General features: G+C 63.1%; 31 protein-coding genes. 15 read left to right on the top strand and 16 right to left on the bottom strand.

The annotated features are described in order from the left end of the window. The first annotated feature begins 105 nt into the window (after window positions 1–105). On the top strand, window positions 106–1,215 hold the full coding sequence (locus tag AC1D0I_RS03135; protein WP_477392994.1) for a Gfo/Idh/MocA family protein: 1,110 nt from the start codon (window positions 106–108) through the stop codon (window positions 1,213–1,215). A gap of 21 nt (window positions 1,216–1,236) precedes the next feature. On the opposite strand, the gene AC1D0I_RS03130 is transcribed toward AC1D0I_RS03135, so the two are convergent. Continuing rightward, on the bottom strand, window positions 1,237–1,941 hold the full coding sequence (locus AC1D0I_RS03130) for a helix-turn-helix transcriptional regulator (protein ID WP_477392992.1): 705 nt from the start codon (window positions 1,939–1,941) through the stop codon (window positions 1,237–1,239). 127 nt (window positions 1,942–2,068) lie between these two features. Between AC1D0I_RS03130 and AC1D0I_RS03125 the strand changes: the two genes are divergently transcribed. Further along, window positions 2,069–2,704 (top strand): LysE family translocator, encoded by a 636-nt coding sequence (locus AC1D0I_RS03125; RefSeq protein WP_477392990.1) that lies wholly within the window; start codon window positions 2,069–2,071, stop codon window positions 2,702–2,704. 46 nt (window positions 2,705–2,750) lie between these two features. Here the strand turns inward: AC1D0I_RS03125 and AC1D0I_RS03120 are convergent, their stop codons facing one another. Further along, window positions 2,751–3,842: a 3-deoxy-7-phosphoheptulonate synthase gene (locus tag AC1D0I_RS03120; protein ID WP_477392988.1), complete on the bottom strand. Its 1,092-nt coding sequence runs from the start codon at window positions 3,840–3,842 to the stop codon at window positions 2,751–2,753. Window positions 3,843–4,063: 221 nt separating this feature from the next. Here AC1D0I_RS03120 and AC1D0I_RS03115 point away from each other — a divergent pair, with 221 nt between their 5' ends. Beyond that, on the top strand, window positions 4,064–4,267 hold the full coding sequence (locus AC1D0I_RS03115; protein WP_477392986.1) for a hypothetical protein: 204 nt from the start codon (window positions 4,064–4,066) through the stop codon (window positions 4,265–4,267). Between the two features lie 33 nt (window positions 4,268–4,300). Here AC1D0I_RS03115 and AC1D0I_RS03110 read toward each other — a convergent pair whose 3' ends face one another. From AC1D0I_RS03110 to AC1D0I_RS03085, 6 genes are all read right to left on the bottom strand, one after another. Continuing rightward, a complete protein-coding gene (locus AC1D0I_RS03110; RefSeq protein ID WP_477392984.1) occupies window positions 4,301–5,095 on the bottom strand; it encodes an SDR family oxidoreductase in 795 nt (264 codons plus the stop codon). Between the two features lie 25 nt (window positions 5,096–5,120). After that, window positions 5,121–6,122, bottom strand: coding sequence for an inositol 2-dehydrogenase (iolG, locus tag AC1D0I_RS03105; RefSeq protein WP_477392982.1), 1,002 nt, complete (start codon window positions 6,120–6,122; stop codon window positions 5,121–5,123). 112 nt (window positions 6,123–6,234) lie between these two features. Further along, window positions 6,235–7,002, bottom strand: coding sequence for an ATP-binding cassette domain-containing protein (locus AC1D0I_RS03100; protein ID WP_477392980.1), 768 nt, complete (start codon window positions 7,000–7,002; stop codon window positions 6,235–6,237). A 2-nt stretch (window positions 7,003–7,004) separates the two neighbouring features. Next, complete coding sequence (locus AC1D0I_RS03095) at window positions 7,005–8,081, bottom strand: ABC transporter permease (RefSeq protein ID WP_095083255.1); 1,077 nt, start codon at window positions 8,079–8,081, stop codon at window positions 7,005–7,007. A 97-nt stretch (window positions 8,082–8,178) separates the two neighbouring features. Continuing rightward, window positions 8,179–9,120: a sugar ABC transporter substrate-binding protein gene (locus AC1D0I_RS03090; protein WP_095083253.1), complete on the bottom strand. Its 942-nt coding sequence runs from the start codon at window positions 9,118–9,120 to the stop codon at window positions 8,179–8,181. 300 nt (window positions 9,121–9,420) lie between these two features. Next, complete coding sequence (locus AC1D0I_RS03085) at window positions 9,421–10,452, bottom strand: LacI family DNA-binding transcriptional regulator (protein WP_477302567.1); 1,032 nt, start codon at window positions 10,450–10,452, stop codon at window positions 9,421–9,423. A gap of 166 nt (window positions 10,453–10,618) precedes the next feature. Between AC1D0I_RS03085 and AC1D0I_RS03080 the strand changes: the two genes are divergently transcribed. The 3 genes from AC1D0I_RS03080 to AC1D0I_RS03070 are packed head-to-tail and all read left to right on the top strand — an operon-like array spanning window position 10,619 to window position 13,291. Continuing rightward, window positions 10,619–11,707, top strand: a complete 1,089-nt coding sequence (locus tag AC1D0I_RS03080; RefSeq protein WP_477392978.1) for a fatty acid desaturase family protein — start codon at window positions 10,619–10,621, stop codon at window positions 11,705–11,707. 34 nt (window positions 11,708–11,741) lie between these two features. Next, window positions 11,742–12,056: a MocE family 2Fe-2S type ferredoxin gene (locus tag AC1D0I_RS03075; RefSeq protein ID WP_477392976.1), complete on the top strand. Its 315-nt coding sequence runs from the start codon at window positions 11,742–11,744 to the stop codon at window positions 12,054–12,056. Window positions 12,057–12,061: 5 nt separating this feature from the next. Continuing rightward, on the top strand, window positions 12,062–13,291 hold the full coding sequence (locus tag AC1D0I_RS03070) for an NAD(P)/FAD-dependent oxidoreductase (RefSeq protein ID WP_477392974.1): 1,230 nt from the start codon (window positions 12,062–12,064) through the stop codon (window positions 13,289–13,291). 53 nt (window positions 13,292–13,344) lie between these two features. On the opposite strand, the gene AC1D0I_RS03065 is transcribed toward AC1D0I_RS03070, so the two are convergent. The 6 genes from AC1D0I_RS03065 to hslV form a co-directional block, all read right to left on the bottom strand. Next, window positions 13,345–14,304, bottom strand: a complete 960-nt coding sequence (locus tag AC1D0I_RS03065; RefSeq protein ID WP_477392972.1) for a DUF1402 family protein — start codon at window positions 14,302–14,304, stop codon at window positions 13,345–13,347. Window positions 14,305–14,536: 232 nt separating this feature from the next. Next, complete coding sequence (hslU, locus tag AC1D0I_RS03060) at window positions 14,537–15,850, bottom strand: ATP-dependent protease ATPase subunit HslU (protein ID WP_095083240.1); 1,314 nt, start codon at window positions 15,848–15,850, stop codon at window positions 14,537–14,539. Between the two features lie 4 nt (window positions 15,851–15,854). Continuing rightward, window positions 15,855–16,454, bottom strand: coding sequence for a DUF2585 domain-containing protein (locus AC1D0I_RS03055; RefSeq protein WP_477392970.1), 600 nt, complete (start codon window positions 16,452–16,454; stop codon window positions 15,855–15,857). A gap of 48 nt (window positions 16,455–16,502) precedes the next feature. Continuing rightward, on the bottom strand, window positions 16,503–17,663 hold the full coding sequence (locus AC1D0I_RS03050; RefSeq protein WP_477392968.1) for a hypothetical protein: 1,161 nt from the start codon (window positions 17,661–17,663) through the stop codon (window positions 16,503–16,505). Next, entirely contained in the window at window positions 17,660–18,175 is a 516-nt protein-coding gene (locus AC1D0I_RS03045; RefSeq protein WP_477392966.1) for a GNAT family N-acetyltransferase, read from the bottom strand. The genes AC1D0I_RS03050 and AC1D0I_RS03045 overlap by 4 nt, the downstream gene beginning before the upstream one ends. Then, window positions 18,165–18,716 carry an ATP-dependent protease subunit HslV gene (gene hslV / locus AC1D0I_RS03040; RefSeq protein WP_477392964.1) on the bottom strand — a complete coding sequence of 184 codons (552 nt, stop codon included), beginning with the start codon at window positions 18,714–18,716 and terminating at the stop codon, window positions 18,165–18,167. Before hslV ends, AC1D0I_RS03045 begins: the two co-directional genes overlap by 11 nt. A 212-nt stretch (window positions 18,717–18,928) precedes the next feature. On the opposite strand from hslV, the gene hisB reads away from it, so the two are divergent. The 9 genes from hisB to coaA are packed head-to-tail and all read left to right on the top strand — an operon-like array spanning window position 18,929 to window position 24,676. Beyond that, window positions 18,929–19,528 (top strand): imidazoleglycerol-phosphate dehydratase HisB, encoded by a 600-nt coding sequence (gene hisB, locus AC1D0I_RS03035; protein WP_352879363.1) that lies wholly within the window; start codon window positions 18,929–18,931, stop codon window positions 19,526–19,528. Window positions 19,529–19,532: 4 nt separating this feature from the next. Continuing rightward, on the top strand, window positions 19,533–20,009 hold the full coding sequence (locus AC1D0I_RS03030; RefSeq protein WP_477392962.1) for a DUF2628 domain-containing protein: 477 nt from the start codon (window positions 19,533–19,535) through the stop codon (window positions 20,007–20,009). 1 nt (window position 20,010) lies between these two features. Beyond that, on the top strand, window positions 20,011–20,661 hold the full coding sequence (hisH, locus tag AC1D0I_RS03025; protein WP_477392960.1) for an imidazole glycerol phosphate synthase subunit HisH: 651 nt from the start codon (window positions 20,011–20,013) through the stop codon (window positions 20,659–20,661). A 6-nt stretch (window positions 20,662–20,667) separates the two neighbouring features. Then, complete coding sequence (locus AC1D0I_RS03020) at window positions 20,668–20,958, top strand: DUF1330 domain-containing protein (protein WP_477392958.1); 291 nt, start codon at window positions 20,668–20,670, stop codon at window positions 20,956–20,958. Window positions 20,959–20,961: 3 nt separating this feature from the next. Continuing rightward, window positions 20,962–21,711: a 1-(5-phosphoribosyl)-5-[(5-phosphoribosylamino)methylideneamino]imidazole-4-carboxamide isomerase gene (hisA, locus tag AC1D0I_RS03015; RefSeq protein WP_477392956.1), complete on the top strand. Its 750-nt coding sequence runs from the start codon at window positions 20,962–20,964 to the stop codon at window positions 21,709–21,711. Next, window positions 21,708–22,544: an arginase family protein gene (locus AC1D0I_RS03010; protein WP_477392954.1), complete on the top strand. Its 837-nt coding sequence runs from the start codon at window positions 21,708–21,710 to the stop codon at window positions 22,542–22,544. Before hisA ends, AC1D0I_RS03010 begins: the two co-directional genes overlap by 4 nt. Further along, window positions 22,544–23,335 (top strand): imidazole glycerol phosphate synthase subunit HisF, encoded by a 792-nt coding sequence (hisF, locus tag AC1D0I_RS03005; protein ID WP_095083224.1) that lies wholly within the window; start codon window positions 22,544–22,546, stop codon window positions 23,333–23,335. Before AC1D0I_RS03010 ends, hisF begins: the two co-directional genes overlap by 1 nt. Before the next feature lie 33 nt (window positions 23,336–23,368). Next, window positions 23,369–23,692, top strand: coding sequence for a phosphoribosyl-ATP diphosphatase (locus AC1D0I_RS03000; RefSeq protein WP_477225086.1), 324 nt, complete (start codon window positions 23,369–23,371; stop codon window positions 23,690–23,692). Between the two features lie 24 nt (window positions 23,693–23,716). After that, the gene (coaA, locus tag AC1D0I_RS02995; RefSeq protein WP_095083214.1) at window positions 23,717–24,676 is read left to right on the top strand and encodes a type I pantothenate kinase; all 960 of its coding nucleotides are present in this window, start codon (window positions 23,717–23,719) and stop codon (window positions 24,674–24,676) included. Between the two features lie 18 nt (window positions 24,677–24,694). Here coaA and AC1D0I_RS02990 read toward each other — a convergent pair whose 3' ends face one another. Continuing rightward, window positions 24,695–25,342 (bottom strand): alpha-ketoglutarate-dependent dioxygenase AlkB family protein, encoded by a 648-nt coding sequence (locus AC1D0I_RS02990; protein WP_477393246.1) that lies wholly within the window; start codon window positions 25,340–25,342, stop codon window positions 24,695–24,697. 96 nt (window positions 25,343–25,438) lie between these two features. Next, window positions 25,439–25,876 (bottom strand): alternative ribosome rescue aminoacyl-tRNA hydrolase ArfB, encoded by a 438-nt coding sequence (gene arfB, locus AC1D0I_RS02985; RefSeq protein WP_477392952.1) that lies wholly within the window; start codon window positions 25,874–25,876, stop codon window positions 25,439–25,441. Window positions 25,877–25,891: the final 15 nt, after the last annotated feature.

Genomic DNA, 25,891 nt, shown 5'->3' with positions numbered 1-25,891 from the left:
GCGAGCCTGCGCAAGAACGCCATAAAAAATGAGGCAGACATTCCATTCCAGGAGAAAATGGACTAATTCATCCATCCAACGCTTCAGGCAGTGGAGAAATGGAAAATGGTCGGCGTCGGTCTCATCGGCACGGGTTTCATGGGCAAGTGTCACGCCATCGCATGGAGTGCCGTCGGCGCCGTCTTTCCCGACGTGCCCAAACCCCGGCTCGTCCATCTCGGCGAGGTCAATGAGGACCTCGCCAGGCGCAAGGCCGGCGAGTTCGGCTTCGCCAAGGCGTCCGGCGACTGGCGCGCCGTCGTCAACGACCCGGATGTCGATATCGTCTCGCTGACCACGCCCAACCAGTTCCATCCGGAAATGGCCATCGCCATACTCGAGGCCGGCAAGCATCTGTGGTGCGAAAAGCCGATGGCGCCGAGCTTCGCCGAGGCCGAAGCCATGGCGGCGGCGGCGAAGAAGTCGGGCAAGGTCGCCGCCCTCGGCTACAACTACATCCAGAGCCCGGCCATCCGCCACATCGGCGCGCTGCTCGACGAGAAGGTCATCGGCGACGTCAATCATCTGCGCATCGAGATGGACGAGGACTTCATGGCCGACCCGGAGGCGCTGTTCTTCTGGAAGCACGAAGCGGCTTCCGGCTATGGCGCGCTCGACGATTTCGCCGTGCATCCGCTGTCGCTGGTCTCCGCCTTGTTCGGCCGCGTCGCCAGCGTCATCTGCGACATGGCCAAGCCCTATGCCGACCGCAAGCTCGCCGCCGGTGGCCGCCGCGCCGTCGAGACCTACGACATCGCCAGCGTGCTGATGCATCTGGAAAACGGCATTGCCGGCACGCTGCTGGTCAACCGCTCGGCCTGGGGCCGCAAGGGTCGCATCGCCATCCAGATATTCGGCTCGAAGGGATCGATCCTGTTCGACCAGGAGCGGATGAACGAATTCCAGCTCTACCTCACCGCCGATCGCCCGACCGAGCAGGGGTATCGCACCATCCTGGTGGCGCCGCACCACAAGCCCTACGACGCCTTCCTGCCGGCGCCCGGCCATGGCCTCGGCTTCAACGATCTCAAGATCATCGAGTGCCACGAACTGTTGACGCGGCTGGCCGGCAAGCCGGCGCGGATCATCGAGTTCGCCGAAGGGCTGGAGATCGAGCGCACGGTGCATGCGATGGCGCGCTCGTTCGACGAAAAGCGCTGGGTGGATGTGAGGTAGTCCGCTTCGCGATGGATCGCCTCAGTTGCTCGCGGCCTGGGCGACGTTCGTCTCCCACCCGTTCACCCACACCTGCCGCAAGCGATCGCCTTCGCCCTTGAACCGCAGCCCCGTCGCCTGGCAATCCTCGATCCGGTCGCTGCGGAAATTGCGGATGGCCTGGCGCAACTCGCACCAGGCGACGATGTTGGCGGTTTCGGCGTAATAGATCAGCGCAATCGGGCGGATGAGGCGCTCGGAGGCGCGGCCGAGTTCGTCGCGATAGGACAGGTCGAGCTTCTCCTCGTCGCGGATGGCGCGACGCACCAGCGCCAGGTCGACCGCACCGACCGAGGGCGCGGCGAACCCCCACGCATGCAGCGCATTGGCGTCGAACGTCTGGCGCAAGGGCGGCGGCACCGCGCCGGCGATCTTGGCGCTGACGCGCTTGGCCGCCTGCTTGAGTTCGCTGTCACCCGTGCGCTCCAGCAGTGCCAGCGACAGAACGATCGCCTCCATCTCCTCGATCGAAAACATCAGCGGCGGCAGGTCGAAGCCGGGGCGCAGGATGTAGCCGATGCCGCGCCCGCCCTCGATAGGCACGCGCATCGCCTGCAAAGCGGCAATATCGCGATAGACGGAGCGCACCGTCACCTCCAGCTTTTCGACCATCATTGCCGCCGTCACCGGCTGCCGCGCCAGCCGCACGATCTGGATGATCTCGAACAGTCGCGATGCCTTGCGCATTTCCTTACCCGCTCCGATCACAACTGACACTACATCGTCAGTAGGGCTGACCTATACGACTGCCTATCGAATTGAAAATCAACACATTCCTCAGCGGCTTCGCCAGGTGAGGCGACAGGCAACTGACATGGACTATGCGGATAATCTCTGGCTGTTCTTCCTCCTGCTGTTAGGCATCATCATCGTGCCCGGCATGGACATGCTTTTCGTGCTTGCCAATGCGCTGACCGGTGGCGGCAACAGAGGCCTTGCCGCCACCGGCGGCATCATGCTGGGCGGCATGGTGCACACGCTGAACGGCGCCGTCGGCGTCGGCCTGCTGAGGCATTTCGTGCCGATCCTTTACAATCCGCTGCTGATCGCCGGCGCCGCCTACATGGCTTTCATCGGCCTGACGCTGATGCGCAGTTCGATCAAGGTCGGCCACGAGGGGCCTGCCGGCAGCCGCTCCGCATGGAAGGCGTTTCGCCAGGGGCTGGTGATCTGCCTGATCAATCCCAAGGCCTACCTCTTCGTCTTTGCGGTCTATCCGCAATTTCTCAAGCCGGCCTATGGTCCGATCTGGATACAGGCGGCCATCATGGGATTGATGACGGTGGCCGTGCAGTTTGCCGTCTATGGCGGGCTTGCCGTCACTGCCGGGCGCAGCCGCAACCTACTGGTCGCCAACCCCCGGGCGACCGCATTTGCCGGCCGGGCGGCTGGATTGCTGCTGGTTGCGGTGTCGGTGCTGACCGCGTGGCAAGGTTTGAAGGCGGCGTGAATTCCAGGCCCGCGCCTGGAAACACCGCCGCCTTATCCCCGGCCTGTCAGGCTGCCCCTTGGCGGCTGTCGATCATGGCGCGGCGCGCCGAGCGGCGCCACTCGACCGCGCCAGCAAGGCCGTGCAGCACCGTCTCGGTGGTCGCCCAGTCGATGCAGCCGTCGGTGATGCTCTGGCCGTAGACGAGCGGCTTGCCGGGCACCACGTCCTGCCGACCGGCGACGAGATTGCTCTCGATCATGACGCCGATGATGCGCTCGTCGCCCGCCGTGACCTGGCCCGCGACATCGGCCGCCACCTTGGGCTGGTTCTCGGGCTTCTTTGAGCTGTTGGCGTGGCTGACATCGATCATCAGCCGAGGTGCGACGCCGATGCGGGCGAGTTCGACCGAGGCCGCCTCGACGCTCGCCGCGTCATAGTTGGGCTGAACGCCGCCGCGCAGGATGACGTGGCAGTCTTCATTGCCGGTGGTCGTCGCGATGCCGCTGCGTCCGCCCTTGGTCACCGCCATGAAATGGTGCGGCTGGGCGGCCGATTTCACCGCCTCCGCGGCGATCCGCAGATTGCCGTCGGTGCCGTTCTTGAAGCCGACCGGGCAGGACAGGCCCGATGCCAGCTCGCGGTGGATCTGGCTCTCGGTCGTGCGCGCGCCGATAGCGCCCCAGGCGACGAGGTCGGCAATGTATTGCGGCGTGGTCATGTCGAGGAATTCGGTCGCCGCCGGCAGGCCGAGGTTGTTGACGGCGGAGAGCACGTTGCGCGCCATCCTGAGCCCCTTGTCGATGTTGAAGCTGCCGTCGAGGTCGGGATCGTTGATCAGACCCTTCCAGCCGACCGTTGTGCGTGGCTTCTCGAAATAGACCCGCATCACGATCTCGAGCCGGTCGGACAGGGTCTCGCGCAGCGCCGCCAGACGGCTGGCATAATCGACGGCCGCGACCGGATCGTGGATCGAACAGGGACCGACGATGACGAGCAGTCGATCGTCGGTCCCGTTCAAGATGGCGTGGGTTGCATTGCGTGAGGCGGCAACGGTGCGCGTCGCCGTCAGCGTGCGCGGTATCTCCCGCATCACCTGGTCCGGCGTACTCAATTCCCTGATTTCCTTGACCCGAAGGTCATCTGTGGTGGTCAACACGGCTTTCTGCTCCTGATTGGGAGACCTGCCGGCTGAAACAAAAAAGCCGCCAGGTCTGGCGGCTGTTCGGATCTTGTTGCTGCAATCTTCAGATCGAGCGCAATCCTCCCGCCGCCAGCGAGCTCCTAAAGTACCAATACGTGGCGGTCAGGTTGATCATGAGGCTCATATAGTCGAAGCGGAGGCGCTTGTCACGTCCCCCCTCAATTTGAAATGTGCTCGTGGCCCTGCGGAAACCAGATGCCGCGTCGAAACCAGTTGGCTCCGCCCATATTGGGCACGACGTGATTTTGTTCGAGATCGTTAATGTCCTTGATGATCTCGATGCTGACAATTTTCTCGGCGGACCCGAAGGCAAGCACGAAGAGTTCCTGCGCATCGGCTTCCGACCGGGCGGTGATGCCGACACCAAGATGGCCGCTTAGCGTGATCCAATATGGATGCATCGAACCGAGGTTCTACTCACCGATCACTCCGGCGATGTTCTGGTCGTAGTCGACCAGCGACCCGGTCATGACGCCGGCTTGCGGGCTGATCATATAGCTGATCAGCCGGGCGAGCTGCGCCGGCTTGACCAGTTGGCCCATCGGCTGCGCGGCCTCGGCCTTCTCCAGCCAGTCGTCCGGAGCGTCGTGCCATTTCTTCTGCACGATCGCCTCGCCCTCGGTGTCCATCCAGCCGGGCAGCACGGCGTTGCAGCGGATGCGGTTCTTTCGATAGGAGCTGGCGACATTCTTGGTCAGCGTCATCAGCGCGCCCTTGCTGGTCGAATAGGGCGTCAGGAAGGACTGACCGGCATGCGCCGACATCGACAGCACGTTGACGATCGACCCTGGCGCCTTGCGCTCCAGGAGGTGGGCGACCAGCCCCTGCATCAGGAAGAAGGGACCACGCACATTGGTGTCGAAGATCTGGTCGAAAAGCTCTTCGCTCGTCTCGACCAACGAACCGCGTGCCGACGTCGCGGCGGCATTGACCAACGCGTTGATGGTGCCGAAATGCGAGATTGCGGTCGCGACCGCGCGCTTGCAGTCGGCGACCTTCGAGACGTCGGCGCTGATGAAGATCGCGTCGACGCCTGCTTTCTTGAAATGGGCGACGGCCTTGTCGCCCTTCTCCTGCGAGCGCCCGATGAGCGCGAGCGCCCGGCAGCCCTCGTCGGCCAGCGCCTCGGCGACGGCAAAGCCGATGCCTTGCGCGCCGCCGGTGACGATGGCGCGCGTTTCATGATTGCGACCGGCTGATGTACTCATCGCTGGGCTCCTGTACCTGCTGTTCTTAATTTGCCGTGTCGAGACGGACGGTCTTGCCTGATGTCGCCGACTTCAGCGCCGCATCGGCCAGCTTCAGCGCCACGAGCCCGTCGGCGCCGCTTGGCGCCGCCTTCTTGCCCGACGTCGCTGCCGTGATGAAGGCAGCGATCTCTATGGCATAGGCGTCGAGATAGCGGGTCATGAAGAAATCATGCAGCGGCGGGCGCGTATAGCCCTTCTCGTTGGCCAGCTCGATCGACACCGGACGCTGGTTCTCTGCCGCGATCATGCCCTTCGAGCCATGCACCTCGATGCGCTGGTCATAGCCATAGGTGGCGCGGCGCGAGTTGGAGATGACCGCCTGCTTGCCGGACGCGGTCTCGAGGATGACGCTGACGCTATCGTAGTCGCCGGCTTCGCCGATCTTCTTGTCGACCAGCACCGAAGCATGGGCGCTGACCGCCACCGGCTCTTCGCCGAGCAGGAAGCGCGCCATGTCGAAATCATGGATGGTCATATCGCGAAAGATGCCGCCGGAGCGCTTGATGTAATCGATCGGCGGCGCACCCGGATCACGCGAGGTGATGGTCACCATCTCGACGGTGCCGATGGCGCCGTCGTCGATCGCCTTGCGCACGGCGGCGAAATGCGGGTCGAAGCGCCTGTTGAAGCCGACCATCAGCGTTGCCTTGGCCTTCTCGACCACGGCCAGGCACTTCTCGACGCGCTTGACGTCGAGGTCGATCGGCTTCTCGCAGAAGATTGCCTTGCCGGCCTTGGCGAAACGCTCGATCAGATCGGCATGGGTGTCGGTCGGCGTGCAGATGACGACGGCGTCGATGTCCTTGGATTTTTCAATGGCGTCGATGCTGCGCACCTCGGCGCCATAGGCCGTCGCCAGCTCGGTCGCCGCCTTCTCGAAGGCGTCGGCGACAGCAACCAGTTTGGCCTGCGGGTTGGAGCCGACGGCGCGGGCGTGGACCTTGCCGATGCGGCCGGCACCGAGGAGGGCGAAGCGGAGTACCATGGAATGTCCTTTGAGGATGGTTCGAAGCAAGGCGCCGGTCATGGGCGCGGGTGATTTTCCGGTCAAGACGACATCGACAGGAAGGCGGTGACCACCGCCTCCTTGCCCGGCCCTAGGCCACGAGTTCCGCCTCTCCGGTCTTGGCGCCGGTGATGTAGGAGACGATATCGTTTCCGTCGGTGTCCTGCTTGCGCAGGTTGGCGACGATGCGGCCGCGGCGGAAGACGACGATGCGGTCGCAAAGGTCGAACACCTGGCGCATGTTGTGGCTGATCAGGATCAGCGGCTCGCCATTGTCCTTCAGCGTGCGGATGATGTTTTCAACCTGTGCGGTCTCCTGCACGCCAAGGGCTGCCGTCGGCTCATCCATAATGATCAGCTTGGAGGCGAAGGTCGCGGTCCTGGCGATCGCCACGCACTGGCGCTGGCCGCCCGACATGTGCCGGATGGTGTTGGACAGGTTGGGGATCTTCACCGCGGTGCGGACCAGTGCCGCCTCGGTCGCCTTGCGCATGTATTTGCGGTCCAGGATCGAGAACGGCCCGAGATTGAACAGCACCTTTTCGCGCCCGAGGAACAGGTTCGACGGCACGTCGAGGTCATCGGCCAGCGCCAGGTTCTGGAACACGGTCTCGATGCCCGCCTCGCGCGCCGCGATCGGCCCGGTGAAGTTCACTTCCTTGCCGTCGAACCAGATCTTGCCGTCGGTGCGTTGCTCGACGGCGGTTATTTGGCGCACGAAGGTCGACTTGCCGGCACCGTTGTCGCCCATGATGGCGACATGCTCGCCCTTGCGCAGTTCGAAGTTCGCGCCTTCCAGCGCATGCACGCCGCCATAGCGCTTGGTCAGGTTTTCGGTCTTCAGGACGATGTCTGCCATGATCAAGCCCTCATTGCCCTAAGGCGTTGACGCCACTGGTCGAGAACGACTGCGCCGACGATGATCACGCCCTTGACCATCTCCTGGTAATAGGCGTCGAGGCGCAGGAAGGTGAAGCCGGAGATGATGACGCCGAAGATCAGCGAGCCGATCACCGTGCCGACGATCGAGCCGCGGCCGCCCGACAAGGAGACGCCGCCGATGACCGCCATGGCGATGGCGTCGAGTTCGTACATTACGCCCATGCCCGACTGCGCGGTGAGGTTCTTGGAACTCAGCACCACGGCGGCGAGCGCGGCGAGCACGCCGGCGATGACGTAGACGAGGATCTTGTGGTTGGCGATCTTGATGCCGGACATGCGCGCGGCATCTTCATTGGAGCCAATCGCGTAACAGTGCTTTCCGTACCGCGTGTAGGTCATGATCAGCTGGAACAGCACCGCCAGCGACAGGAAGATGATGACCGGCATCAGGCCTTTGCCGATTGCCGCGAAACTGTCGGTGGGAAACGAGATCGGCTGTCCCTTGGACCACCATTTGGCGATGCCGCGCGCCGTCACCATCATGCCGAGCGTGGCGATGAACGGCGGAATGCGCGTGTAGGCAATCAAGGCGCCGTTGACCAGGCCGGCGAACAGCCCGCAGCTGATTGCGACCAGCAGCGGCACGATGACAGGCAGGTCGGTCCAGCCTTGCGCGAGGAACATCGCCTTGGGGTTGGGATTGCCATTGACGGTCGCCACCTGGGCAAAACTCATGGCGATCATTGCGGTCGCGCCGACGATTGAACCCGAGGACAGGTCGATGCCGCCGGTGATGATCACTTGCGTCACGCCGATGGCGATGATGCCGACGATCGACACCTGCAGGATGATGATCTGCAGGCGTGCCTCGTTGAAGATCCCGCTGACGTCGCTGCGGGTGTTGAACAGGAAGCTGTCGCCGAGGAAGATCCGGCCGATCAGTTCGAAGACGACGACGAGGATGACAAGCGCCAGGAAAACGTTGATTTCGGCAGGCCACGCGCGCTTCTTCGCGTCGTAGCCGACCCCGCCGACGCCATGAGATGTCTGTGCCAAATCTTCTATCCTCCGTCAGCCGCGGTCGCCCCTCGCTGCCTTGCCGGCGCTGAGGGAAGGGGAGCGGCGCTGAAGCGCCGCTCCTAATGCCCGTTGCTCAGTTCTTCTTCAGGAACTTGTCGATGTTCGCCGGCGTCACCAGCTGGAAGGGGACGTAGACCTTGTGTTCGACCTTCTCGCCCTTGGACAGTTTCAACGCCGCGTCCAATGCGCCCGCGCCCTGACCGGCCGCGTCCTGGAACACGGTTGCGTCAAGGTCGCCCGCCTGCATCGCTGCAAGCGCGTCCTGGGTGGCGTCGACGCCGCCGACCACGACCGACTTCATGTCGATGTTGGCGGCCTTCATCGCCTGGATGGCGCCGATGGCGCTCTCGTCATTGTTGGCGATGACGCCATCGAACGGCTTACCGGTCGACAGCCAGTTGGTCATCAGGTTCTGGGCCTCGTCGCGGTTCCAGTTCGACGTCTGCTTGTCGATGATCTTGATGAAGCTGCAATCCGGCGTGGCGATCACCTCTTCAATATCCTTGGTGCGCTGCACGGCGGCCTGGTTGGACAGCTCGCCCATGATCACATAGACATTGGCTTCCTTCTTGCCGGCTTCCTTGAACAGGCGGCAGACTTCCTTAGTTTCGAGCGTGCCGGAATCGGCCTCGTTCGAAGCGACGAATGCCTGGTTTTCCGGCAGCTTGTCGACATTGACCGGTTCGCGGTTGACGTAGACCAGTGGGATCTTGGCGGCCGCCGCGGCGTCCGACATTGCCTGCGTGGCCGAGGTGTCGACCGGGTTGACGATGATCGCGTCGACGCCGGAGGCGGCGAAGTTCTTGATCTGGTCAAGTTGCTTGGCGACGTCGTTCTGCGCGTCCTCGACCTGCAGCTCCACGCCGCTCATGCCCTTGGCCTGCTCGATCATGCCGTTGCGCAGCACGGTCAGGAAGTTGTCGTCGAACTTGGCCATCGATACGCCGACCTTGGCGGCCATGGCGGATGAACTCATCAGCGCCGCGAAAGCGACGCCCAAAATCAGTTTCTTCATTGTGTTTCTCCTCCACATATTGGTGTCCGGTTGCACCGATCTATCCGGAATCCCCGATCTCCCCGGGGAATCTCTCCCTGATATCGCTTCGCTCCGTGTGGCATTCCCTGCTTGGACTGGAACGCCAAACCCTCTGTTTGAAACAGACGTTCCGGAACGAAAGAACCAAAATGCACAGTTGGTGAAATATTTATTCCATTCCAGCGGAACGTCAAGTGCGATTCCGCGGCCTGCCGCCGGATTTTCGGATCGTTCTGATGGATTCTATCATTCCCCGCCGCGGCACTCGCGCGGGAAAGGTCAGATATTTTCCGGCAGATAGATGTCGAAGGGCAGGAAGGTTTGGCCAGGGGCGTTGGCTGCGCCGGTTTCGATGGCATGCACCATCCGATCGACCAGTTCGCGGCAGAGCGCGGCCAGCGGCGTCGAGATCACCATGGTGAGGATGTTGTCGGCGAGTGCCGCGCGCGACTCGGCGTTGATCTCGTTGCAGACGACCACAGGCATATTTACGGGCCTTGCTGCCCGCAGCGCCGAGACCGCGCCTTCCATGCCGCCGCCCGCGACGTAGCAGCCGGCAAGATCCGGATAGCGCGCCAGAAGATCGATCATCGCATCATGGGTTACTTGGTTCGCTTCCAGGTTGACCAGCGTTTCCAGCACGCTGAAGTCGGGTGCATGCTCGCGAAAGAAAGAGCGGAAGCCGATCTCGCGCAACTCGTGGCCATGGAAACGGTGGCTGCCGACGAAGAGGGCGACTTTGCCGGGCTGCCGCGCCGCCCTGGCGATCATCCAGGCCGCGGTACGACCGACCTTGCGGTTGTCGAGGCCGACATAGCCCTCGCGGATACCGGCGGCAAAATCGGACAGCAGCGAGAAGACTGGTTGCCCCCTAGCCTTCAACGCCTCGACCGCCGCCGTCAGGGTCGGATGGTCCGGGCCGACAACGGCGATGGCCCTCGATTTTGCCGCCAGCTTGCGCATCTGGGTGGCGATCTCGTCGGGGACCAGGGAACTGGCGAAGTCGATGGTTGCGGCGCCGCGGAACCGCTGCGATTGCGAGACCGCCAGTTCGAGCTCCGACGCGAAATCGCCGTAGAAGACATCATTGCCTCGCAAAAGCAGGAAGCCGAGCCGGTACTCCGGCAGTTCATGATGCATCCGCTGCTTGATCAAGCCGGCCGCGTGATAGCCGATCTCGGTCGCGGTTTCATAGACGCGCCGCGCGGTCTCCTCGCGCACCGGCAGGCGATTGTTGAGCACGCGGTCCACCGTGGCAACGCTGACGCCGGAGATGCGCGCCAGATCGGTGATGGTCGGCCGTTTTGCCATGCTTGCCTCATCGGATTGCTTGGCCCCGTCTTACATCATTCTGATAGGAAATGATAGAAACTATCTTTGTGATGTTGAGTCTATCATGCGTCGGCGCTATTTTCAGCCTCGAAGCGTAGGAATATCGGGCATTCGCCTGGCGAATGCCCTGCCGAGGGAGGCAACCATGTCCACAGCGCCGTCCCGGCGTGACTACAGCCTGATCGGCCGCGACGCCAAGCTCGCCGTCGAGACCGGCCTGTCGGCGGCCGAGTGGTATCACACCGAGATCCCGCGCAAGCAGATGAAGGAGCTGATGCAGCGGTCCGACGGACCGGCGATCCGCGACACCATCATCTGGCTCGCCGCCCTGATCCTCAGTGGCGCCGGCGCCGCCTGGTTCTGGGGCACATGGTGGTGCGTGCCGTTCTTCTTCGTCTACGGCGTGCTCTACGGCTCATCCACCGATTCACGCTGGCATGAATGCGGACACGGCACCGCCTTCCGGACGCAGTGGATGAATGATGTGGTCTACCAGATCGCCTGCTTCATGATCATGCGCAATCCGGTGACCTGGCGCTGGAGCCACACGCGCCACCACACCGACACCATCATCGTCGGCCGCGACCCGGAAATCTCGGTCATGCGGCCACCGGACCTTGCTCGCGTCGTCCTGGCCTTTGTCGGTGTGCTCGATGCCTGGCATGCGATGAGCGACATGCTGCGCAACGCGGCCGGCAACATCAGCGCGGCCGAAAAGACCTTCATTCCCGAGCAGGAGCAGCCAAGGGCGATCCGCTTCGCCCGCATCTGGACGGCGATCTATGCAGCCACCATCGCACTGGCGCTCTATACCGGTTCGTTCCTGCCCCTGACGCTGGTCGGCCTGCCCAGGCTCTACGGCGCCTGGCATCACGTTATGGTCGGGCTGCTGCAACATGGCGGCCTGGCCGACAACGTCACCGACCATCGCCTCAACAGCCGCACCGTCTACATGAACCCGATTAGCCGCTTCATCTATTGGAACATGAACTACCATGTCGAGCATCACATGTTTCCGATGGTGCCGTACCACGCGCTGCCGAAGCTGCATGAGCTGATCAAGCACGATTTGCCGGCGCCGACGACGTCGATCCTGGCCGGCTATCGCGAGATGATCCCAACCTTCCTGCGCCAATTGCGCAACGAAGACTATTTCCTCAAGCGCGAGCTGCCGCCCACCGCCAGGCCATATCGCGAGGAATTCCACAAAGATGCCGTCGCGGCGGCCGAGTGATCGTGCGGCTATCCGATTTCCACGGGAGGACTGAATGAGCGACTGGGTAGAGGCCTGTGCCGCAGGTGATATCGATGAAGAGGATGTGATGCGCTTCGATCATGGCGGCCGCACCTTCGCCATCTATCGCAGCTCGGACGATGACTATTTCGCCACCGACGGTCTATGCACCCACGAAAAGGTGCATCTCGCCGACGGCCTGGTGATGGACGACATCATCGAATGCCCCAAGCACAATGGCCGCTTCAACTACAAGACGGGGGACGCCCGCGGCGCGCCGGTCTGCGTCAACCTCAGGACCTATCCGGTCAAGGTCGACGCCGGCAAAGTCCTCATCCAGATCGGATAACTGGTATGACACGAGGGATGGTCATCATCGGGGCCGGCGAATGCGGCGGGCGGGCAGCCTTGGCGTTGCCCGATCTCGGCTATGACGGTCCGGTGACACTGGTCGGCGACGAACCGCATCTGCCCTACGAGCGCCCGCCTCTGTCCAAGGAGGCGATGGCCAGCGAGGCGCCCGAAATCAAGGCGATTGCCAGTGATGAGTTGCTGGCTGAAAAATCGATCCGCCATATCCATTCCGTCCAGGCCGTGGCGATCGATCGTGCGGCGCATATGGTGCGTCTGTCGGACGGTTCGGCCCTGCCTTACGACAAGTTGCTGCTGGCCACCGGTTCGACCCCGCGCAAGCTGCCGATGCCGGGATTGGGTTCGCGCTGCGTCTATCTCCGCACCTTCGCCGATGCGCTGGCCATTCGCGCCCATCTCAGCCCCGGCAAGCGTATAGCCATTGTCGGCGGCGGCTTCATCGGCCTCGAACTCGCTGCCGCGGCCCGCAAGCTCGGCGCTACGGTCACCGTCATCGAGGCGCAACCGCGCATCCTGATGCGTGGGGTGCCGGCCGAGATCGCCGAAATCATCCATGCTGCACATGTTGCCGAGGGTGTGAGCATCTTGTGTGGAGACGGCATAGCGTCCGTCGACGACGACGGCAAAGAGGTCCGCATCGCACTCGCCGGCGGACAGCAGATATCAGCCGATCTCGCGGTCATCGGCATCGGCGCCGTGCCAGTGACCCGGCTGGCTGCCGAAGCAGGGCTGACCATCGACAACGGCATCGCCGTCGATGCCGAGCTGCGCAGCAGCGATCCCGACATCTTCGCCGCCGGCGATTGCTGCTCGTTTCCGCTTGCAACCTACGGCGGCCGCCGCGTGCGGCTGGAAGCCTGGCGCAATGCCCAGGAACAGGGCGCTCTGGCGGCAAGGAACATGTTGGGTGCGAGCGAGGCGCATGCGGCTGTGCCGTGGTTCTGGTCGGATCAATATGGTCTGTCCCTGCAGATCGCCGGGCTTTCCGACGAAGGCCGCAGCGTCGTGCGTCGCGATCTCGGCGACGGCGCCTTTATCCTCTTCCATCTGGACGCAGACGGCAGGCTGGTGGCGGCCAGCGGCATCGGTCCCGGAAATGCGGTCGCCCGCGACGTCAGGCTCGCCGAAATGCTGATCGGCAAACGGGCGAAGCCGGCGCCGGAAGCACTTGGCTCGCAGGCCATCAAGTTGAAGTCGTTGCTGGCGGCGTAGCGAAAGCTACGGTGCAGGACGTCGGTTCCGGCTCAAAAGCCTGAAACCGCACCTTAGAAAAGCGCCCTCAGCTCCGGGAGCTTGTCGTTGACCAGCCAGCCGTAATAATTCTCCTCGGGCAGCTTTTCAGGCTCGCCGGCGGCGCGGCGCCTGTCGTTCTCCGACTTCAGCGCTTCGGCGCGCTGCTCCGGATTGCCGACATTGTAGAGCGTGGCGGTGAGCCCCGGATTTCCCGAAATGTCGAAGCCGGCAATGTTCTTGTAGGCGTCGATCGATTTCCGGATCGTCGCCGCGACGTAAGGCAGCGTCAGGTCGGGATCCATGATGGTCTTGTAGACCGAGTTGGGATCGGCGACGTCGAGCTTCGGCAAGCCCGAAACCTTGTGCACGAGATCGCTCATCTGCAAGGCCGTCAGCGGGTTGAGCTGGCCGAGGCCGAAGGTCTGGCCGGCATAGTAGGGCTGGAAGAAGGTGGCGCCGAAACGGTCGTCCGGGAAACTCTCGCCACCGACGCTTTGGCCGCGAAACGAATGGTTCCACACCTGCTCGCGGCATTCCCACAGATCATAGCTGTCCGAAACCCCAGCGCATCTCTTGAATTCCGGCCGCTGCACGAAATCGGTGATGTCCTCGCCGTCATAGGCGAAGGTCAGCTTGCTGGAGAGATAGGAAATCGCCTTGACGTAGTAGGTCTGCAGCCGGTCGTAGGCGTCGACATTGTAGGTGTGCTCACCGACGATGGCGCCGACGATGTGCAGGGGATCAATGCCGTAGGCCGCGGCGGCCTTCTTGATCTTGCCGCGCAGATCGGCGTCGTTCTTCAGCAAGGCGTAGACCTTGCGATACTTCGCCTGGAAGGTTGTGTTGGTGGCCTGCGTGCGCCGGCTCGAAGCGCCGGGAATATCCGGCTGCTCGGCGTTGCGGTTTCCCGGCGGCACCAATGTCGCCGCATCGGCGGCGAACAGCGTCGCAGCCAGCGTCAAGCCGAGAATGCCCAGGATCAGTTTTTTCATGCGCCGCCGCCTGCAGATGTTGCCGCGCAAACTAGGTAGTGCTCTTTCTCGAGTCGAGAGCGCCCCATCCGCCGGCAAGACGAAAGGTGGCCAGATGGTGCCATCTGGCCACACATGATTCTGTTTGCCGGACTGTGTTGCAATGCATCGGCCCAAAAATCGGTATCGATTCTTGGAAAGCATGTTGCTTCACTTTGAAGAAGCCGGCGCCGGAGTGACCCGGCGCCGTCCTTTAAAGGATGAATCGCGACAAATCTGTGTTTCTGGAGAGGTCGCCGACATGCTTTTCCACATAGGCGGCGTCGATGGTGACCGCAGTGCCGTTGCGGTCGGGCGCGTCATAGGAGATCTCGTCCAGCACCCGCTCCATCACTGTCTGCAGCCGCCTTGCACCGATGTTCTCGACGCTGGCATTGAGGTCGACGGCGATGCCGGCCAGCGAATCGATGGCGTCGTCGGTGAAGGTCAGGTCGACGCCTTCGGTCTTCATAAGCGCGATATACTGCTTGATCAGGCTGGCTTCGGTCTCGGTCAGGATGCGGACGAAATCGTCCTTCTCCAGCGCCCGCAATTCGACGCGGATCGGCAAGCGGCCCTGCAATTCCGGCAACAGGTCCGACGGCTTCGAGACATGGAACGCCCCGGAGGCGATGAACAGGATGTGGTCGGTCTTCAACGGCCCATATTTGGTTGCCACCGTGGTGCCTTCGATCAGCGGCAGCAGGTCGCGCTGCACGCCTTCGCGGGAAACGCCGGCGCCCATGCCGCCTTCACGCGACGCGATCTTGTCGATCTCGTCGAGGAAGACGATGCCGTCATTCTCCGTCGCGTCCAGCGCCCGGCGCACCACCTCCTCCTGGTCGAGCAGCTTGTCGGACTCGTCGCCGACCAGCAGCGCGTAGGATTCCTTGACCGTCGTCTTGCGCGTCTTGGTCTTCTTGCCGCCCATCGCCTTCGACAGCATGTCGTTGATGTTCAGCACGCCGATATTGGCGCCCGGCATGCCGGGAATCTCGAAGCCGGGCATGCCGCCATTGCCGGTGTCGGCCACTTCGATCTCGATCTCCTTGTCGTCGAGTTCGCCGTCGCGCAGCTTCTTGCGGAAGCTGTCGCGCGTGGCCGGGCTCGCCGTCTTGCCGACCAGCGCCTCCAGCACGCGTTCCTCGGCGTTGATGTGGGCGCGTGCCTTGACGTCCTCGCGCATCTTCTCGCGCACCAGGCCGATGGCGATCTCGACCAGGTCGCGGATGATCTGTTCGACATCGCGGCCGACATAGCCGACTTCGGTGAACTTGGTTGCCTCGACCTTGACGAAAGGCGCCCCGGCAAGGCGCGCAAGGCGGCGTGAAATCTCGGTCTTGCCGACGCCCGTCGGCCCGATCATCAGGATGTTCTTCGGCATCACCTCTTCGCGCATCTGGCCTTCCAGCTGCTGGCGGCGCCAGCGGTTGCGCAGGGCGATGGCCACGGCGCGCTTGGCGTCCTTCTGGCCGATGATGAAGCGGTCGAGTTCCGAAACGATTTCGCGGGGGGAGAATGTGCTCATATCACTAAATTCCACTTTGCCACTGCTTGATGGCCTCGAACGGATGCAGCAGCATGATCACGTTGAGTGTCAGATTGTCCCGGATGAGATAGCCGGTACCGAGTTCGAAGATGATGGCGAGGCTGACGATCACCCATATAGGTAGCCTTCGCGCCATCACAAATCCCAGCACCATGGCCAGTGTGTCGGACACCGAATTGATGATGCTGTCGCCGTAATAGTTGAGCGAGATCGTGCCGGCGCGGTAGCGCTCGATGATGAACGGGCTGTTTTCCAGCAACTCCCAGCCGCCTTCGATGAGGACCGCGAATGCCAGCCTCAAGCCGATCGGCGAACGCGGAAACAGGAACCGCGCCAACGCATAGAACAGGAAGCCGTGGATGATGTGCGAGAACGTGTACCAGTCCGAAATGTGCTGGGAGTTCTCGGAACTGTTCACCACGCCGTGCCAGAGCTTGACGTAACCGCAGGTGCAGATCGGCGGATGACCCATGCCGTAAAGGGCTCCGGCCTGGAAGATGAGCAGGGCCAGTACAAGCAGCAGCCCCATTCGCCAGCTGTCTTCATAGGCCGAGTAGCTGTTGTCGTCGCCCGATGGATTCATGCCTATTGCCTCTCTTCCGCGTCGCCGTCTCGACCATCACAAAGCCCGTCACGCCTTCAGCGGCGGTAGCCGGCGGATCACGGCCGCAGGCAAGGTGGGTTTGACGACAATCCGCCGGATACGCTGCCAGCCAGCCCCGAACAGAATAATCAGCGCGCCGACAACGACCAGGATCAAGGCAAAAGGCGGGACGCCCGTCGAATCGGAGGCGGAATTCACCAGATAATAGATGCCCAGCGAGCCGAAGTAAGCCAACGTAGGAACCAGAAGCGAACGGCGGTCTATGGCGAGCGCGACATAGAGGAAGCCAAGGATCAGGATCGTCAGCATAATGGTTGCATTGGCGTCCGGTGCGATATGTCCGAATACCACGTTCTGGCCGGTTGCCATGATAAAGAGCGGATGCACCAGCATGGGCGCCGAGACGACATGCAGCCAGAAAGCGCAATCGGACCAGATCTTGCGTCGATCCCTATCGTAAATGTCAAAAGCTACACCCGTTGCGAACACGATCAGGCCGCAGATCAGCGGCATGTAAAGTGCCGCTCGGAGCAATTCGGGAACATCCTCAAGGCGCGGCGGCGCAATCGCGCCCGTTGTCACACTGTCATACAGGATTATCGCCGTTTGCAGGAAGGCAAGCAGTGTGAAGGCGATGGCGATAGCCCCGGCAATGATGGGGACGCGAAAGCGCCAGAAATAGACCGCCGCCGCGATTATTCCTCCGCCCAGGAACAGATATCCGGCCCGGGACGCCGTCTGGCGCAACGCCAATAGCTGCCAGATAGTCTCCGGCTTGCGTATGCCGAAGCTGGCCTCCACTTGTAGCGCCAGAGCGACCAGAATGGCGGCCATGAAAATCAGGGCCAGCACGGACGACGATAATTTCATCCGGTGCTGACGCGTGACAATTTCCGCGAGCCCCCAGGCGAAAACCGCCAGGATGCCAGCGATCCAGAATGTCTGGCCTGGAAGCAAGGTGGTGAGGACAAAGAAGAAGCCGGCGCTGAGCAGGACGGTTCCCACAGTGACGAACAGATCGTTGCCGCCGCCGACCAGCCGCAGGTTTTCCTCGTCACCCTCGTCATCGGCGCGCCCGGCCTCGGGGGTGAGAGCGACCGCGCGTTCCATGACCTCCAGCTGATCCCGCGTGATTTGCGAGATCAGACCTGCTGCGACTGCCTTGTCGAGTGTTTCAGCGCTGATCAACCGGCCCCCTGTGGTGCGTCGCGCGCCATCATCAGGGCTGGCCCGTATTCCGTTGTCCGGGTGTCAAAAGCGACAAAGCCGGCTTTCTCATAAGCGCGGATCGCTGGTGCATTGCTCGGATGCGGGTCGATGATGACGCGCGGCACGCCTTCCTCGAACAGCTGCTCGACGAATTGCCGCACGATCGCCGAGCCGTGGCCGAGGCCGATCAGCTCCGGCCGGCCGATCGACAGGTCGATGCCGAGCGTTCCGAACGGCTGGTCGGCATAGGGGTGGTCGTCTTCCAGATGCGGGTCGTAGCTCTGCAGGTAGGCGATCGGCTTGCCGTCGAGTTCGACGATCAGCGGCTCGACGGAAATGCTGTCGATATGGTCGCGAATCTCGGCGATTTCCGTCTCGGGGTCGTCCCACCACTCCGCAACATGCGGCTCGGCGAGCCAGCCGGCGATCATCGGCAGGTCTTTCTCGGTCACCGGCCGAAAATCATAAAGGATGGCCGGATCAACCGGCATCGAGCGTTTCGACGACGAAGTTGTTGTTGGTGTAGACGCAGATGTCGGACGCGATCTGCATCGCCTTGCGGGCGATCTCCTCGGCGTCCTTGTCGGTGTCCATCAGCGCGCGTGCGGCGGCCAGCGCGTAGTTGCCGCCAGAGCCGATGGCCATGACGCCATATTCGGGTTCGAGCACGTCGCCGGTGCCGGTCAGCGCCAGTGAGGTCGACTTGTCGGCAACCAGCATCATCGCTTCCAGCCGACGCAGATAGCGGTCGGTACGCCAGTCCTTGGCGAGCTCGACACAGGCGCGCGTCAGCTGGTCGGGATATTGTTCGAGCTTGGCTTCCAGCCGCTCCAGCAGCGTGAAGGCATCGGCGGTGGCGCCGGCGAAACCGGCAATCACATTGCCGCCCTTGCCGATGCGGCGCACTTTCTTGGCGTTGCCCTTCATGATGGTCTGGCCAAGGCTGACCTGGCCGTCGCCGGCGATCACCACCTTGTTGCCCTTGCGCACCGTCACGATGGTCGTGGCGTGCATGGTCAGATTTTCAGACATTTCCTGGCTCCGATTCGCGCCATCCCAAAAGGCGATTGGCGCGGTACGAGTGACTTGATCGGCCATATGTATGCATGGGCCCGGTGATTGCAAACGGCTCGATAGCGACCCGGATGGCAACTGGCAATCGCCGGATCATGCTGCTAGAAGGCTTTCGTTTTCAAGCCGGCGAAGGCTTGGAACGCATCAAACCCTGGGACAAGGACAAGATCATGTCGCCCCGTTCCGCCGAAGCAAGCCGCAAGACCAAGGAAACCGATATCGCTGTATCGGTCCATGTCGACGGCTCGGGCAAGTCAGACATTTCGACGGGCGTCGGTTTCTTCGACCATATGCTGGATCAGCTGTCACGCCATTCCTTGATCGACATGACGGTTCGGGCCAAGGGCGATCTGCATATCGACGACCACCACACCGTCGAGGACACCGGCATCGCGCTCGGCCAGGCGCTGGCCAAGGCACTTGGCGAACGGCGCGGCATCATGCGCTATGCCTCGATCGACCTTGCCATGGACGAGACGCTGACGCGCGCGGCGATCGACGTGTCCGGCCGGCCGTTCCTGGTCTGGAACGTTTCCTTCTCGTCGCCGAAGATCGGCACGTTCGACACCGAACTTGTGCGTGAATTCTTTCAGGCGCTGGCGCAGAATGCCGGCATCACGCTGCACGTCACCAACCACTATGGCGCCAACAACCACCACATCGCCGAGACCTGCTTCAAGGCGGTGGCGCGTGCGCTGCGCACAGCGCTCGAACGCGACCCGCGCCAGCCGGACGCGGTTCCTTCCACCAAGGGATCGTTGAAGGGATAAGGTCATGGCCATCTATGTCGTGATGGAACCGCCCGGCCGCAGCGAGAAGCTCGACGCAACGGCCTTTGTCCGCGACGGCTTCACCTGGCTCGGCTTCCTGGTGCCGCCGCTCTGGTTTGCCTGGCATCGGCTGTGGATCGAAGCCGCGTTCGCCTTCGTCGTCGCGGCCCTGCTTTCATTGCTTGGCCAAAAGCTCGGCCTCGGCCTGACCGGTTCGTTGCTGTCGCTGCTGGTTTCACTCTATGTCGGGTTGGAGGGGCAGGGGCTGCGCATCGCGGCACTTCGCCGCCGCGGCTGGCATGAATGGGGCGTGGTCGAGGCCGGTCGGCTCGACGATGCCGACGGGCGCTACGCGTTGGAGGCGGAAGCATTTTCCGGTCAAACCGTGCCGGCGCCGCGCCTGGTCCCGGATGCCGCCTTGGCGCGCCCGGCGCAGCCGGGCATGGCGCTGGGGCTGACTCACATTCCGGGAAGACCCTGACATGCGGGTTGCGATCATCGACTACGGCTCGGGCAATCTGCGCTCGGCCACCAAGGCCTTCGAGCGCGCCGCGCGTGAAGCAGGCATATCGGCTGAAATCGATCTGACCGCCGACGCCGAACGGGTCCGCACCGCCGACCGCATCGTCCTGCCCGGCGTCGGTGCCTATGCCGACTGCGCGGCCGGCTTGCGCGCCGTCGCCGGCATGTGGGAAGCGGTCGAGGAAGTCGCGATCGTCAAGGGCCGGCCTTTCCTTGGCATCTGCGTCGGCATGCAGCTGATGTCCGAGCGCGGCCTGGAAAAGACCGTGACCCACGGCTTTGGCTGGATCGCCGGCGACGTCAAGGAGATCATGCCGGCCGATCCGGCGCTGAAGATCCCGCAGATCGGCTGGAACACGATCGAACTCAAGCGTCAACACCCGCTGTTTGCGGGCATTCCGACCGGAAACAGCGGACTGCATGCGTATTTCGTGCATTCCTACCATCTCGATGCGCGGAGGTCCGACGAGGTTCTGGCGGTCGCCGACTATGGCGGCCCGGTGACGGCCACCGTCGCTCGCGACAATCTCGTCGGCACGCAGTTCCATCCCGAAAAGAGCCAGGCGCTGGGGCTGGCGCTGATCACCAATTTCCTGCGCTGGAGGCCCTGAAGAATCATGAGCAAGAAGGGCTATTGGATGGCTATGATCGATGTCCGCGATCCCGTTGTGTACAAGCAGTACATTGAGGCGAATGCGGTGGCCTTTGCGAAATACGGCGCGAAATTCCCGGTGCGGGCCGGTCGCTACGAGAATCCCGAAGGACCGACCGGCAACCGGCATGTGCTGGTCGAGTTCGAATCCTACGACAAGGCGGTCGAATGCTATCATTCGCCGGAATATCAGCAGGCCTCGAAGTTCCGGCTCGCCGCCTCGACCGGCCATTTCGTCATCGTTGAAGGCGCCTGAAAATTGATCCTGTTTCCAGCCATCGATCTCAAGGACGGCCAGTGCGTGCGCCTGAAGCACGGCGACATGGCGACCGCGACCATCTACAACGACGACCCGGCCGCCCAGGCAAAAGCGTTCGAGCAACAGGGCTTCGAATGGCTGCATGTCGTCGACCTCAATGGCGCCTTCAAGGGCCAGAGCGTCAACAGCGCGGCGGTCGGAGCCATCCTCAAGGGGACCAAGAACCCGGTCCAGCTCGGCGGCGGCATCCGCACGCTGGAGCAGATCGAAGACTGGCTCGACCGCGGGCTCGCCCGTGTCATCCTCGGCACGGTGGCGGTGCGCGATCCCGATCTGGTCAAGCAGGCCTGCAAGGCGTTTCCTGGCAAGGTGGCCGTCGGCATTGACGCCAAGGGCGGCAAGGTCGCCGTCGAGGGCTGGGCCGAGGCATCGAGCCTCGGTGTCATCGAACTGGCGAAGAAATTCGAAGGTGCCGGCGTCGCCGCCATCATCTACACCGACATCGACCGCGACGGCGTGCTGACCGGCATCAACTGGGATGCCACCATCGACCTCGCCGACGCCGTGTCCATTCCCGTCATTGCGTCCGGCGGCCTCGCCTCGATAGCGGACATCGTGCGCATGACCATGCCCGATGCGCAAAAGCTCGAAGGCGCGATCTCCGGCCGGGCGCTCTATGACGGCCGCATCGATCCGGCCGAGGCGCTGGCGATCCTGCAAGGCAGGCCGGCGGTGGAGACGCGGCCGTGAAGATCTCCATCATCCTGGCCTCCTATGACAGCGGCCACTATCATGGCGGCATGGGCCAGGGTCCCGACGCGTTGATATCCGGCGGGCTGGTCGAAGCCCTGACCATAGCCGGTCATGACGTTGTCGTCGAAGACATAGGCAGGGTAGGCGACGTCCAGGAGCGCGAGATCGCCACCGGCTTTGCCGTCTGCAACGCGGTCGCGGCCGAGGTTCGCCTTGCTCGCGACAGCGGCCGCTTTCCCATCGTTCTCTCAGGAAATTGCCTGACCAGCGCCGGCGCGGTCGCTGGCGAAGGTGCCGATGCGATCGTCTGGGCCGACCAGCATGGCGATCTCAACACGCCCGAGACATCCGTCTATGGCTTTCTCGACGGCATGGCGCTGGCGACCGTGCTCGGCCTGTGCTGGCGTCCGATGGCGGCGGCCATTCCCGGGTTCCAGCCGATCGATCCGTCACGTTGCGTGCTCGTCAACGCACGCGATCTCGATCCGGCTGAAAAACAGCTTCTCGAGACATTGCCGATCCTTCGAACGGAATGTCCTGGAGTGGCCCAGGCGACCGAAAAGCTGAAGGCCGCCGGCGCCAAACGCATTCACATGCATCTCGATCTGGACGTGCACGATCCGGAGGAGCTGCAGGCCAACCGTTACGTCAGTTCGGGCGGGCCGAACCCGGAACAATTGCGCGGCGCGGCTTGCACCATGGCGCTAGCGGTGCCGGTCGTCGGCATCACCGTTTCCGCCTACGATCCGGCCTTCGACGCCAAGGGCGATGTTCCACCGCTGGTCGGCCAGCTGCTCAACGATCTCATCGCCACGATAGAGGGAAGGTGATGCTGAAAGCCCGTGTCATCCCTTGCCTCGACGTCAAGAACGGCCGAGTCGTCAAGGGCGTCAACTTCGTCGATCTCATCGACGCCGGCGATCCGGTCGAGGCGGCCAAGGCCTATGACGCGGCCGGCGCCGACGAGCTCTGCTTCCTCGACATAACGGCTTCATCGGACAATCGCGAGACCATCTTCGACGTCGTCGCCCGCACCGCCGAACAGTGCTTCATGCCGCTGACGGTCGGCGGTGGCGTGCGCCAGGTCGCCGACATCAGGAAGCTGCTTTTGGCCGGCGCCGACAAGGTGTCGATCAACACGGCGGCGGTGAAGAACCCGGATTTCGTCGCCGAGGCCGCCGACAAGTTCGGCAACCAGTGCATCGTCGTCGCCATCGACGCCAAGAAAGTATCCGGCGCCGGCGAAGCCGACCGCTGGGAGATCTTCACCCATGGCGGGCGCGAGAAGACCGGCATCGATGCGGTCGAATTCGCTCGGCTGATGGTCGATCGCGGCGCCGGCGAGATCCTGCTGACCTCGATGGACCGGGATGGCACCAAGGCTGGCTACGACATCGCACTGACCCGCGCGATTGCGGATGCGGTGCGCGCGCCGGTCATCGCTTCCGGCGGCGTCGGCACGCTCGATCACATGGTCGAAGGCATTCGAGACGGCCATGCCGGCGCGGTGCTGGCCGCTTCGATCTTCCATTTCGGCACCTACACGATAGGGCAGGCCAAGGCGCATATGGCCCAGGCCGGGCTGCCGATGCGGCTGGACTCGCCCGCGGATCGGCCCTAGAGCCTTTCCGGCTAAGAAAAGGCTCTAGGCGCCATGACCGAGTTTTCGCTCTCCGATCTGGAAAAAATCGTCAGGGAACGCGCCCATTCCGGTGACCCGGAGTCTTGGACGGCAAAGCTGTTCGCACGCGGCATCGACAAGGCGGCGCAGAAGCTCGGCGAAGAGGCGGTCGAGACGGTGATTGCCGCCGTCAAGGGCGACAAACAGGCTCTCGTTTCGGAAAGTGCCGATCTTATATATCATTGGCTCGTCGTTCTCGGCATCTCAGGGGTTCCGTTGAGCGACGTGCTCAGGGAACTCGAAGACCGCACCGGTCGTTCGGGCATTGCCGAGAAGGCGTCACGGCCCAAGGGCTGACCGTGAGGGAGGGCAGGTATCTCGATGGATCAGCTCGCGCCGACCGAGAAATATTCTCCCTTTCGTTTCTTCTCCGCCGAGCAATGGTCGCAATTCCGCGCCGACACGCCGCTGACGCTGAGCGAGGATGAATTCCGCCGCCTGCGCTCGCTCAACGACCCGGTCGACCTCGAAGAGGTCAAGCGCATCTACCTCTCGCTGTCGCGGCTCTTATCGGCGCATGTCGAAGCGAGCCAGCTGCTGTTCAGGCAACGCCAGGCCTTCTTCAACGCGGTCGACGTGGAAAAGACGCCGTTCATCATCGGCATTGCCGGCTCCGTCGCGGTCGGCAAATCGACCACCGCGCGCGTGTTGAAGGAGCTGCTGGCGCGCTGGCCGTCGAGCCCCAAGGTCGATCTCATCACCACCGACGGCTTCCTGCTGCCCAACGAGGTGCTGCGCCGCGAAAATTTGATGGAGCGCAAGGGTTTTCCCGATAGCTACGATGTCGGCGCGCTGCTGCGCTTCCTGTCCGGCATCAAGTCGGCGCAGCGCAATGTCCGCGCGCCGGTCTATTCGCACCTGACCTATGACGTCATTCCCGGCGAGTTCGTCACCATCGACCGCCCAGACATCCTGATCTTCGAAGGCATCAATGTCCTGCAGCCCGGCAAGCTGCCGCAGGACGGCAAGATCGTGCCCTTCCTGTCGGACTTCTTCGACTTCGCCATCTATATCGATGCCGACGAGAAGCTGATCCATCAATGGTACACCGCCCGTTTCATGCGGTTGCGCGAGACCGCCTTCCGCAATCCGGATTCCTTTTTTCACCGCTATTCGCAGCTCTCGGAGGATTCGGCCCGCGCCATCGCCGAAGGCCTTTGGACCAACATCAATCTGAAAAATTTGCGTGAGAACATCCTGCCGACGCGGGCTCGCGCCGACCTCATCCTGCGCAAGGGCGCCGATCACCTGATCGAGGAAGTGGCGCTCAGGAAGCTGTGACGACGTCCGCCCAGCGCGTCAGTCTCCCGAAACTTCGTTGGTCCCAGCGGAGGTTGGTTTCGTCACCCGCCGCAGTGTCAGATTGATGCGGCCGCCATTCTTCAGCAGTGCCGAGGTCGAGGGGTAGATGCGGTCGACGCCGTGAAAGCTGAGGCGTCCTTCGCCGCCGAGCACCACGACGTCGCCGCTTTTCAGCCTGAACGACTTTGTGCCGCCCTCACGCGTCGTCTGGCCGACCCTGAACAGGCAATCGTCGCCCAGCGAAACGGAAACCACCGGTGCCGAAAAATCGGCCTCGTCGCGGTCCTGATGCAGGCCCATTCTGGCCTCCGGGGTATAGAAATTGACCAGGCACGCTTCCGGCGGATGTGGGTAGCCCGACACCTGCCGCCACAGCTCGAGCAGCCCGTCCGGAATTGACGGCCACGGCAATCCGGTCACCGGATGCGTCGGCTGGTAGCGATAGCCATGCTCCTTGTCGGTGACCCAGCCGAGCGGACCGCAATTGGTCATCCGCACGCTCATCTCCTTGCCGGTGCGTGGCATCGCCGGCACGAACAGCGGCGCCTGCTGCACGATGCCTCTCACCGCCTCGACCAGCGCTTCCTGCACGGTGCGAGGCAGATAGGCCGGCATGTGGCGGACGCCTTTGGGCAGGACGAGCATGAGGCTGTTCAATCACATTGGTCGTGCGAAAACATGATGCCATGACGGGTCACCGGCAGCGACCCGAAAACCGTATCTCCAGACGCTTCCGACGGCTTAGTCGTCGCCGACCCGGCCGCGCAGTTTCTTGATCGTGCCGCGTCCGGCCTTGCTCTTCAGCCGCCGCTCCACCGCGCCCTTCGACGGCCGCGTCTTCTTGCGTGGCGGCGGTGGCGGCTCGGCGGCCTTGGCGACCAGCGCCGTTAGCCTTGCCCGTGCGTCCGCCCGGTTCTGTTCCTGCGTGCGGAAGCGGCTTGCCTCGATGACGATGACGCCGTCCTTGGTGGCGCGCTGGCCGGCAAGCTTGATCGTCCGCTCGCGTACGCGCTCCGAAAGGCCCATTGCGTTGGCCGCGTCGAAGCGCAGCTGTACCGCCGTCGCCACTTTGTTGACGTTCTGGCCGCCCGGACCGGACGAGCGGATGAAGTCCTCGTGCAGGTCGCCCGGATGGATCACCGCATCGTCGGCAATGATGATGTCGTCGTCGCTCGCCATGCCGCAGTCATGGCG

The sequence above is a fragment of the Mesorhizobium sp. P2_D1 genome (genome assembly GCF_056404455.1).
Note: the sequence above shows the minus strand (reverse complement) of the source record. Positions and strands in the feature narration are given on the sequence as shown.

Excerpts from the sequence above, each read along its gene's own strand:
- AC1D0I_RS03135 (WP_477392994.1), top strand. The coding sequence starts at position 106 with ATGGTCGGCGTCGGTCTCATCGGCACGGGTTTCATGGGCAAGTGTCAC.
- AC1D0I_RS03130 (WP_477392992.1), bottom strand. The coding sequence starts at position 1,941 with ATGCGCAAGGCATCGCGACTGTTCGAGATCATCCAGATCGTGCGGCTG.
- AC1D0I_RS03125 (WP_477392990.1), top strand. The coding sequence starts at position 2,069 with ATGGACTATGCGGATAATCTCTGGCTGTTCTTCCTCCTGCTGTTAGGC.
- AC1D0I_RS03110 (WP_477392984.1), bottom strand. The coding sequence starts at position 5,095 with ATGAGTACATCAGCCGGTCGCAATCATGAAACGCGCGCCATCGTCACC.
- iolG (WP_477392982.1), bottom strand. The coding sequence starts at position 6,122 with ATGGTACTCCGCTTCGCCCTCCTCGGTGCCGGCCGCATCGGCAAGGTC.
- AC1D0I_RS03100 (WP_477392980.1), bottom strand. The coding sequence starts at position 7,002 with ATGGCAGACATCGTCCTGAAGACCGAAAACCTGACCAAGCGCTATGGC.
- AC1D0I_RS03090 (WP_095083253.1), bottom strand. The coding sequence starts at position 9,120 with ATGAAGAAACTGATTTTGGGCGTCGCTTTCGCGGCGCTGATGAGTTCA.
- AC1D0I_RS03085 (WP_477302567.1), bottom strand. The coding sequence starts at position 10,452 with ATGGCAAAACGGCCGACCATCACCGATCTGGCGCGCATCTCCGGCGTC.
- AC1D0I_RS03080 (WP_477392978.1), top strand. The coding sequence starts at position 10,619 with ATGTCCACAGCGCCGTCCCGGCGTGACTACAGCCTGATCGGCCGCGAC.
- AC1D0I_RS03075 (WP_477392976.1), top strand. The coding sequence starts at position 11,742 with ATGAGCGACTGGGTAGAGGCCTGTGCCGCAGGTGATATCGATGAAGAG.
- AC1D0I_RS03070 (WP_477392974.1), top strand. The coding sequence starts at position 12,062 with ATGACACGAGGGATGGTCATCATCGGGGCCGGCGAATGCGGCGGGCGG.
- AC1D0I_RS03065 (WP_477392972.1), bottom strand. The coding sequence starts at position 14,304 with ATGAAAAAACTGATCCTGGGCATTCTCGGCTTGACGCTGGCTGCGACG.
- hslU (WP_095083240.1), bottom strand. The coding sequence starts at position 15,850 with ATGAGCACATTCTCCCCCCGCGAAATCGTTTCGGAACTCGACCGCTTC.
- AC1D0I_RS03055 (WP_477392970.1), bottom strand. The coding sequence starts at position 16,454 with ATGAATCCATCGGGCGACGACAACAGCTACTCGGCCTATGAAGACAGC.
- AC1D0I_RS03045 (WP_477392966.1), bottom strand. The coding sequence starts at position 18,175 with ATGCCGGTTGATCCGGCCATCCTTTATGATTTTCGGCCGGTGACCGAG.
- hslV (WP_477392964.1), bottom strand. The coding sequence starts at position 18,716 with ATGTCTGAAAATCTGACCATGCACGCCACGACCATCGTGACGGTGCGC.
- hisB (WP_352879363.1), top strand. The coding sequence starts at position 18,929 with ATGTCGCCCCGTTCCGCCGAAGCAAGCCGCAAGACCAAGGAAACCGAT.
- AC1D0I_RS03030 (WP_477392962.1), top strand. The coding sequence starts at position 19,533 with ATGGCCATCTATGTCGTGATGGAACCGCCCGGCCGCAGCGAGAAGCTC.
- hisH (WP_477392960.1), top strand. The coding sequence starts at position 20,011 with ATGCGGGTTGCGATCATCGACTACGGCTCGGGCAATCTGCGCTCGGCC.
- AC1D0I_RS03020 (WP_477392958.1), top strand. The coding sequence starts at position 20,668 with ATGAGCAAGAAGGGCTATTGGATGGCTATGATCGATGTCCGCGATCCC.
- hisF (WP_095083224.1), top strand. The coding sequence starts at position 22,544 with ATGCTGAAAGCCCGTGTCATCCCTTGCCTCGACGTCAAGAACGGCCGA.
- AC1D0I_RS03000 (WP_477225086.1), top strand. The coding sequence starts at position 23,369 with ATGACCGAGTTTTCGCTCTCCGATCTGGAAAAAATCGTCAGGGAACGC.
- coaA (WP_095083214.1), top strand. The coding sequence starts at position 23,717 with ATGGATCAGCTCGCGCCGACCGAGAAATATTCTCCCTTTCGTTTCTTC.
- AC1D0I_RS02990 (WP_477393246.1), bottom strand. The coding sequence starts at position 25,342 with ATGCTCGTCCTGCCCAAAGGCGTCCGCCACATGCCGGCCTATCTGCCT.
- arfB (WP_477392952.1), bottom strand. The coding sequence starts at position 25,876 with ATGGCGAGCGACGACGACATCATCATTGCCGACGATGCGGTGATCCAT.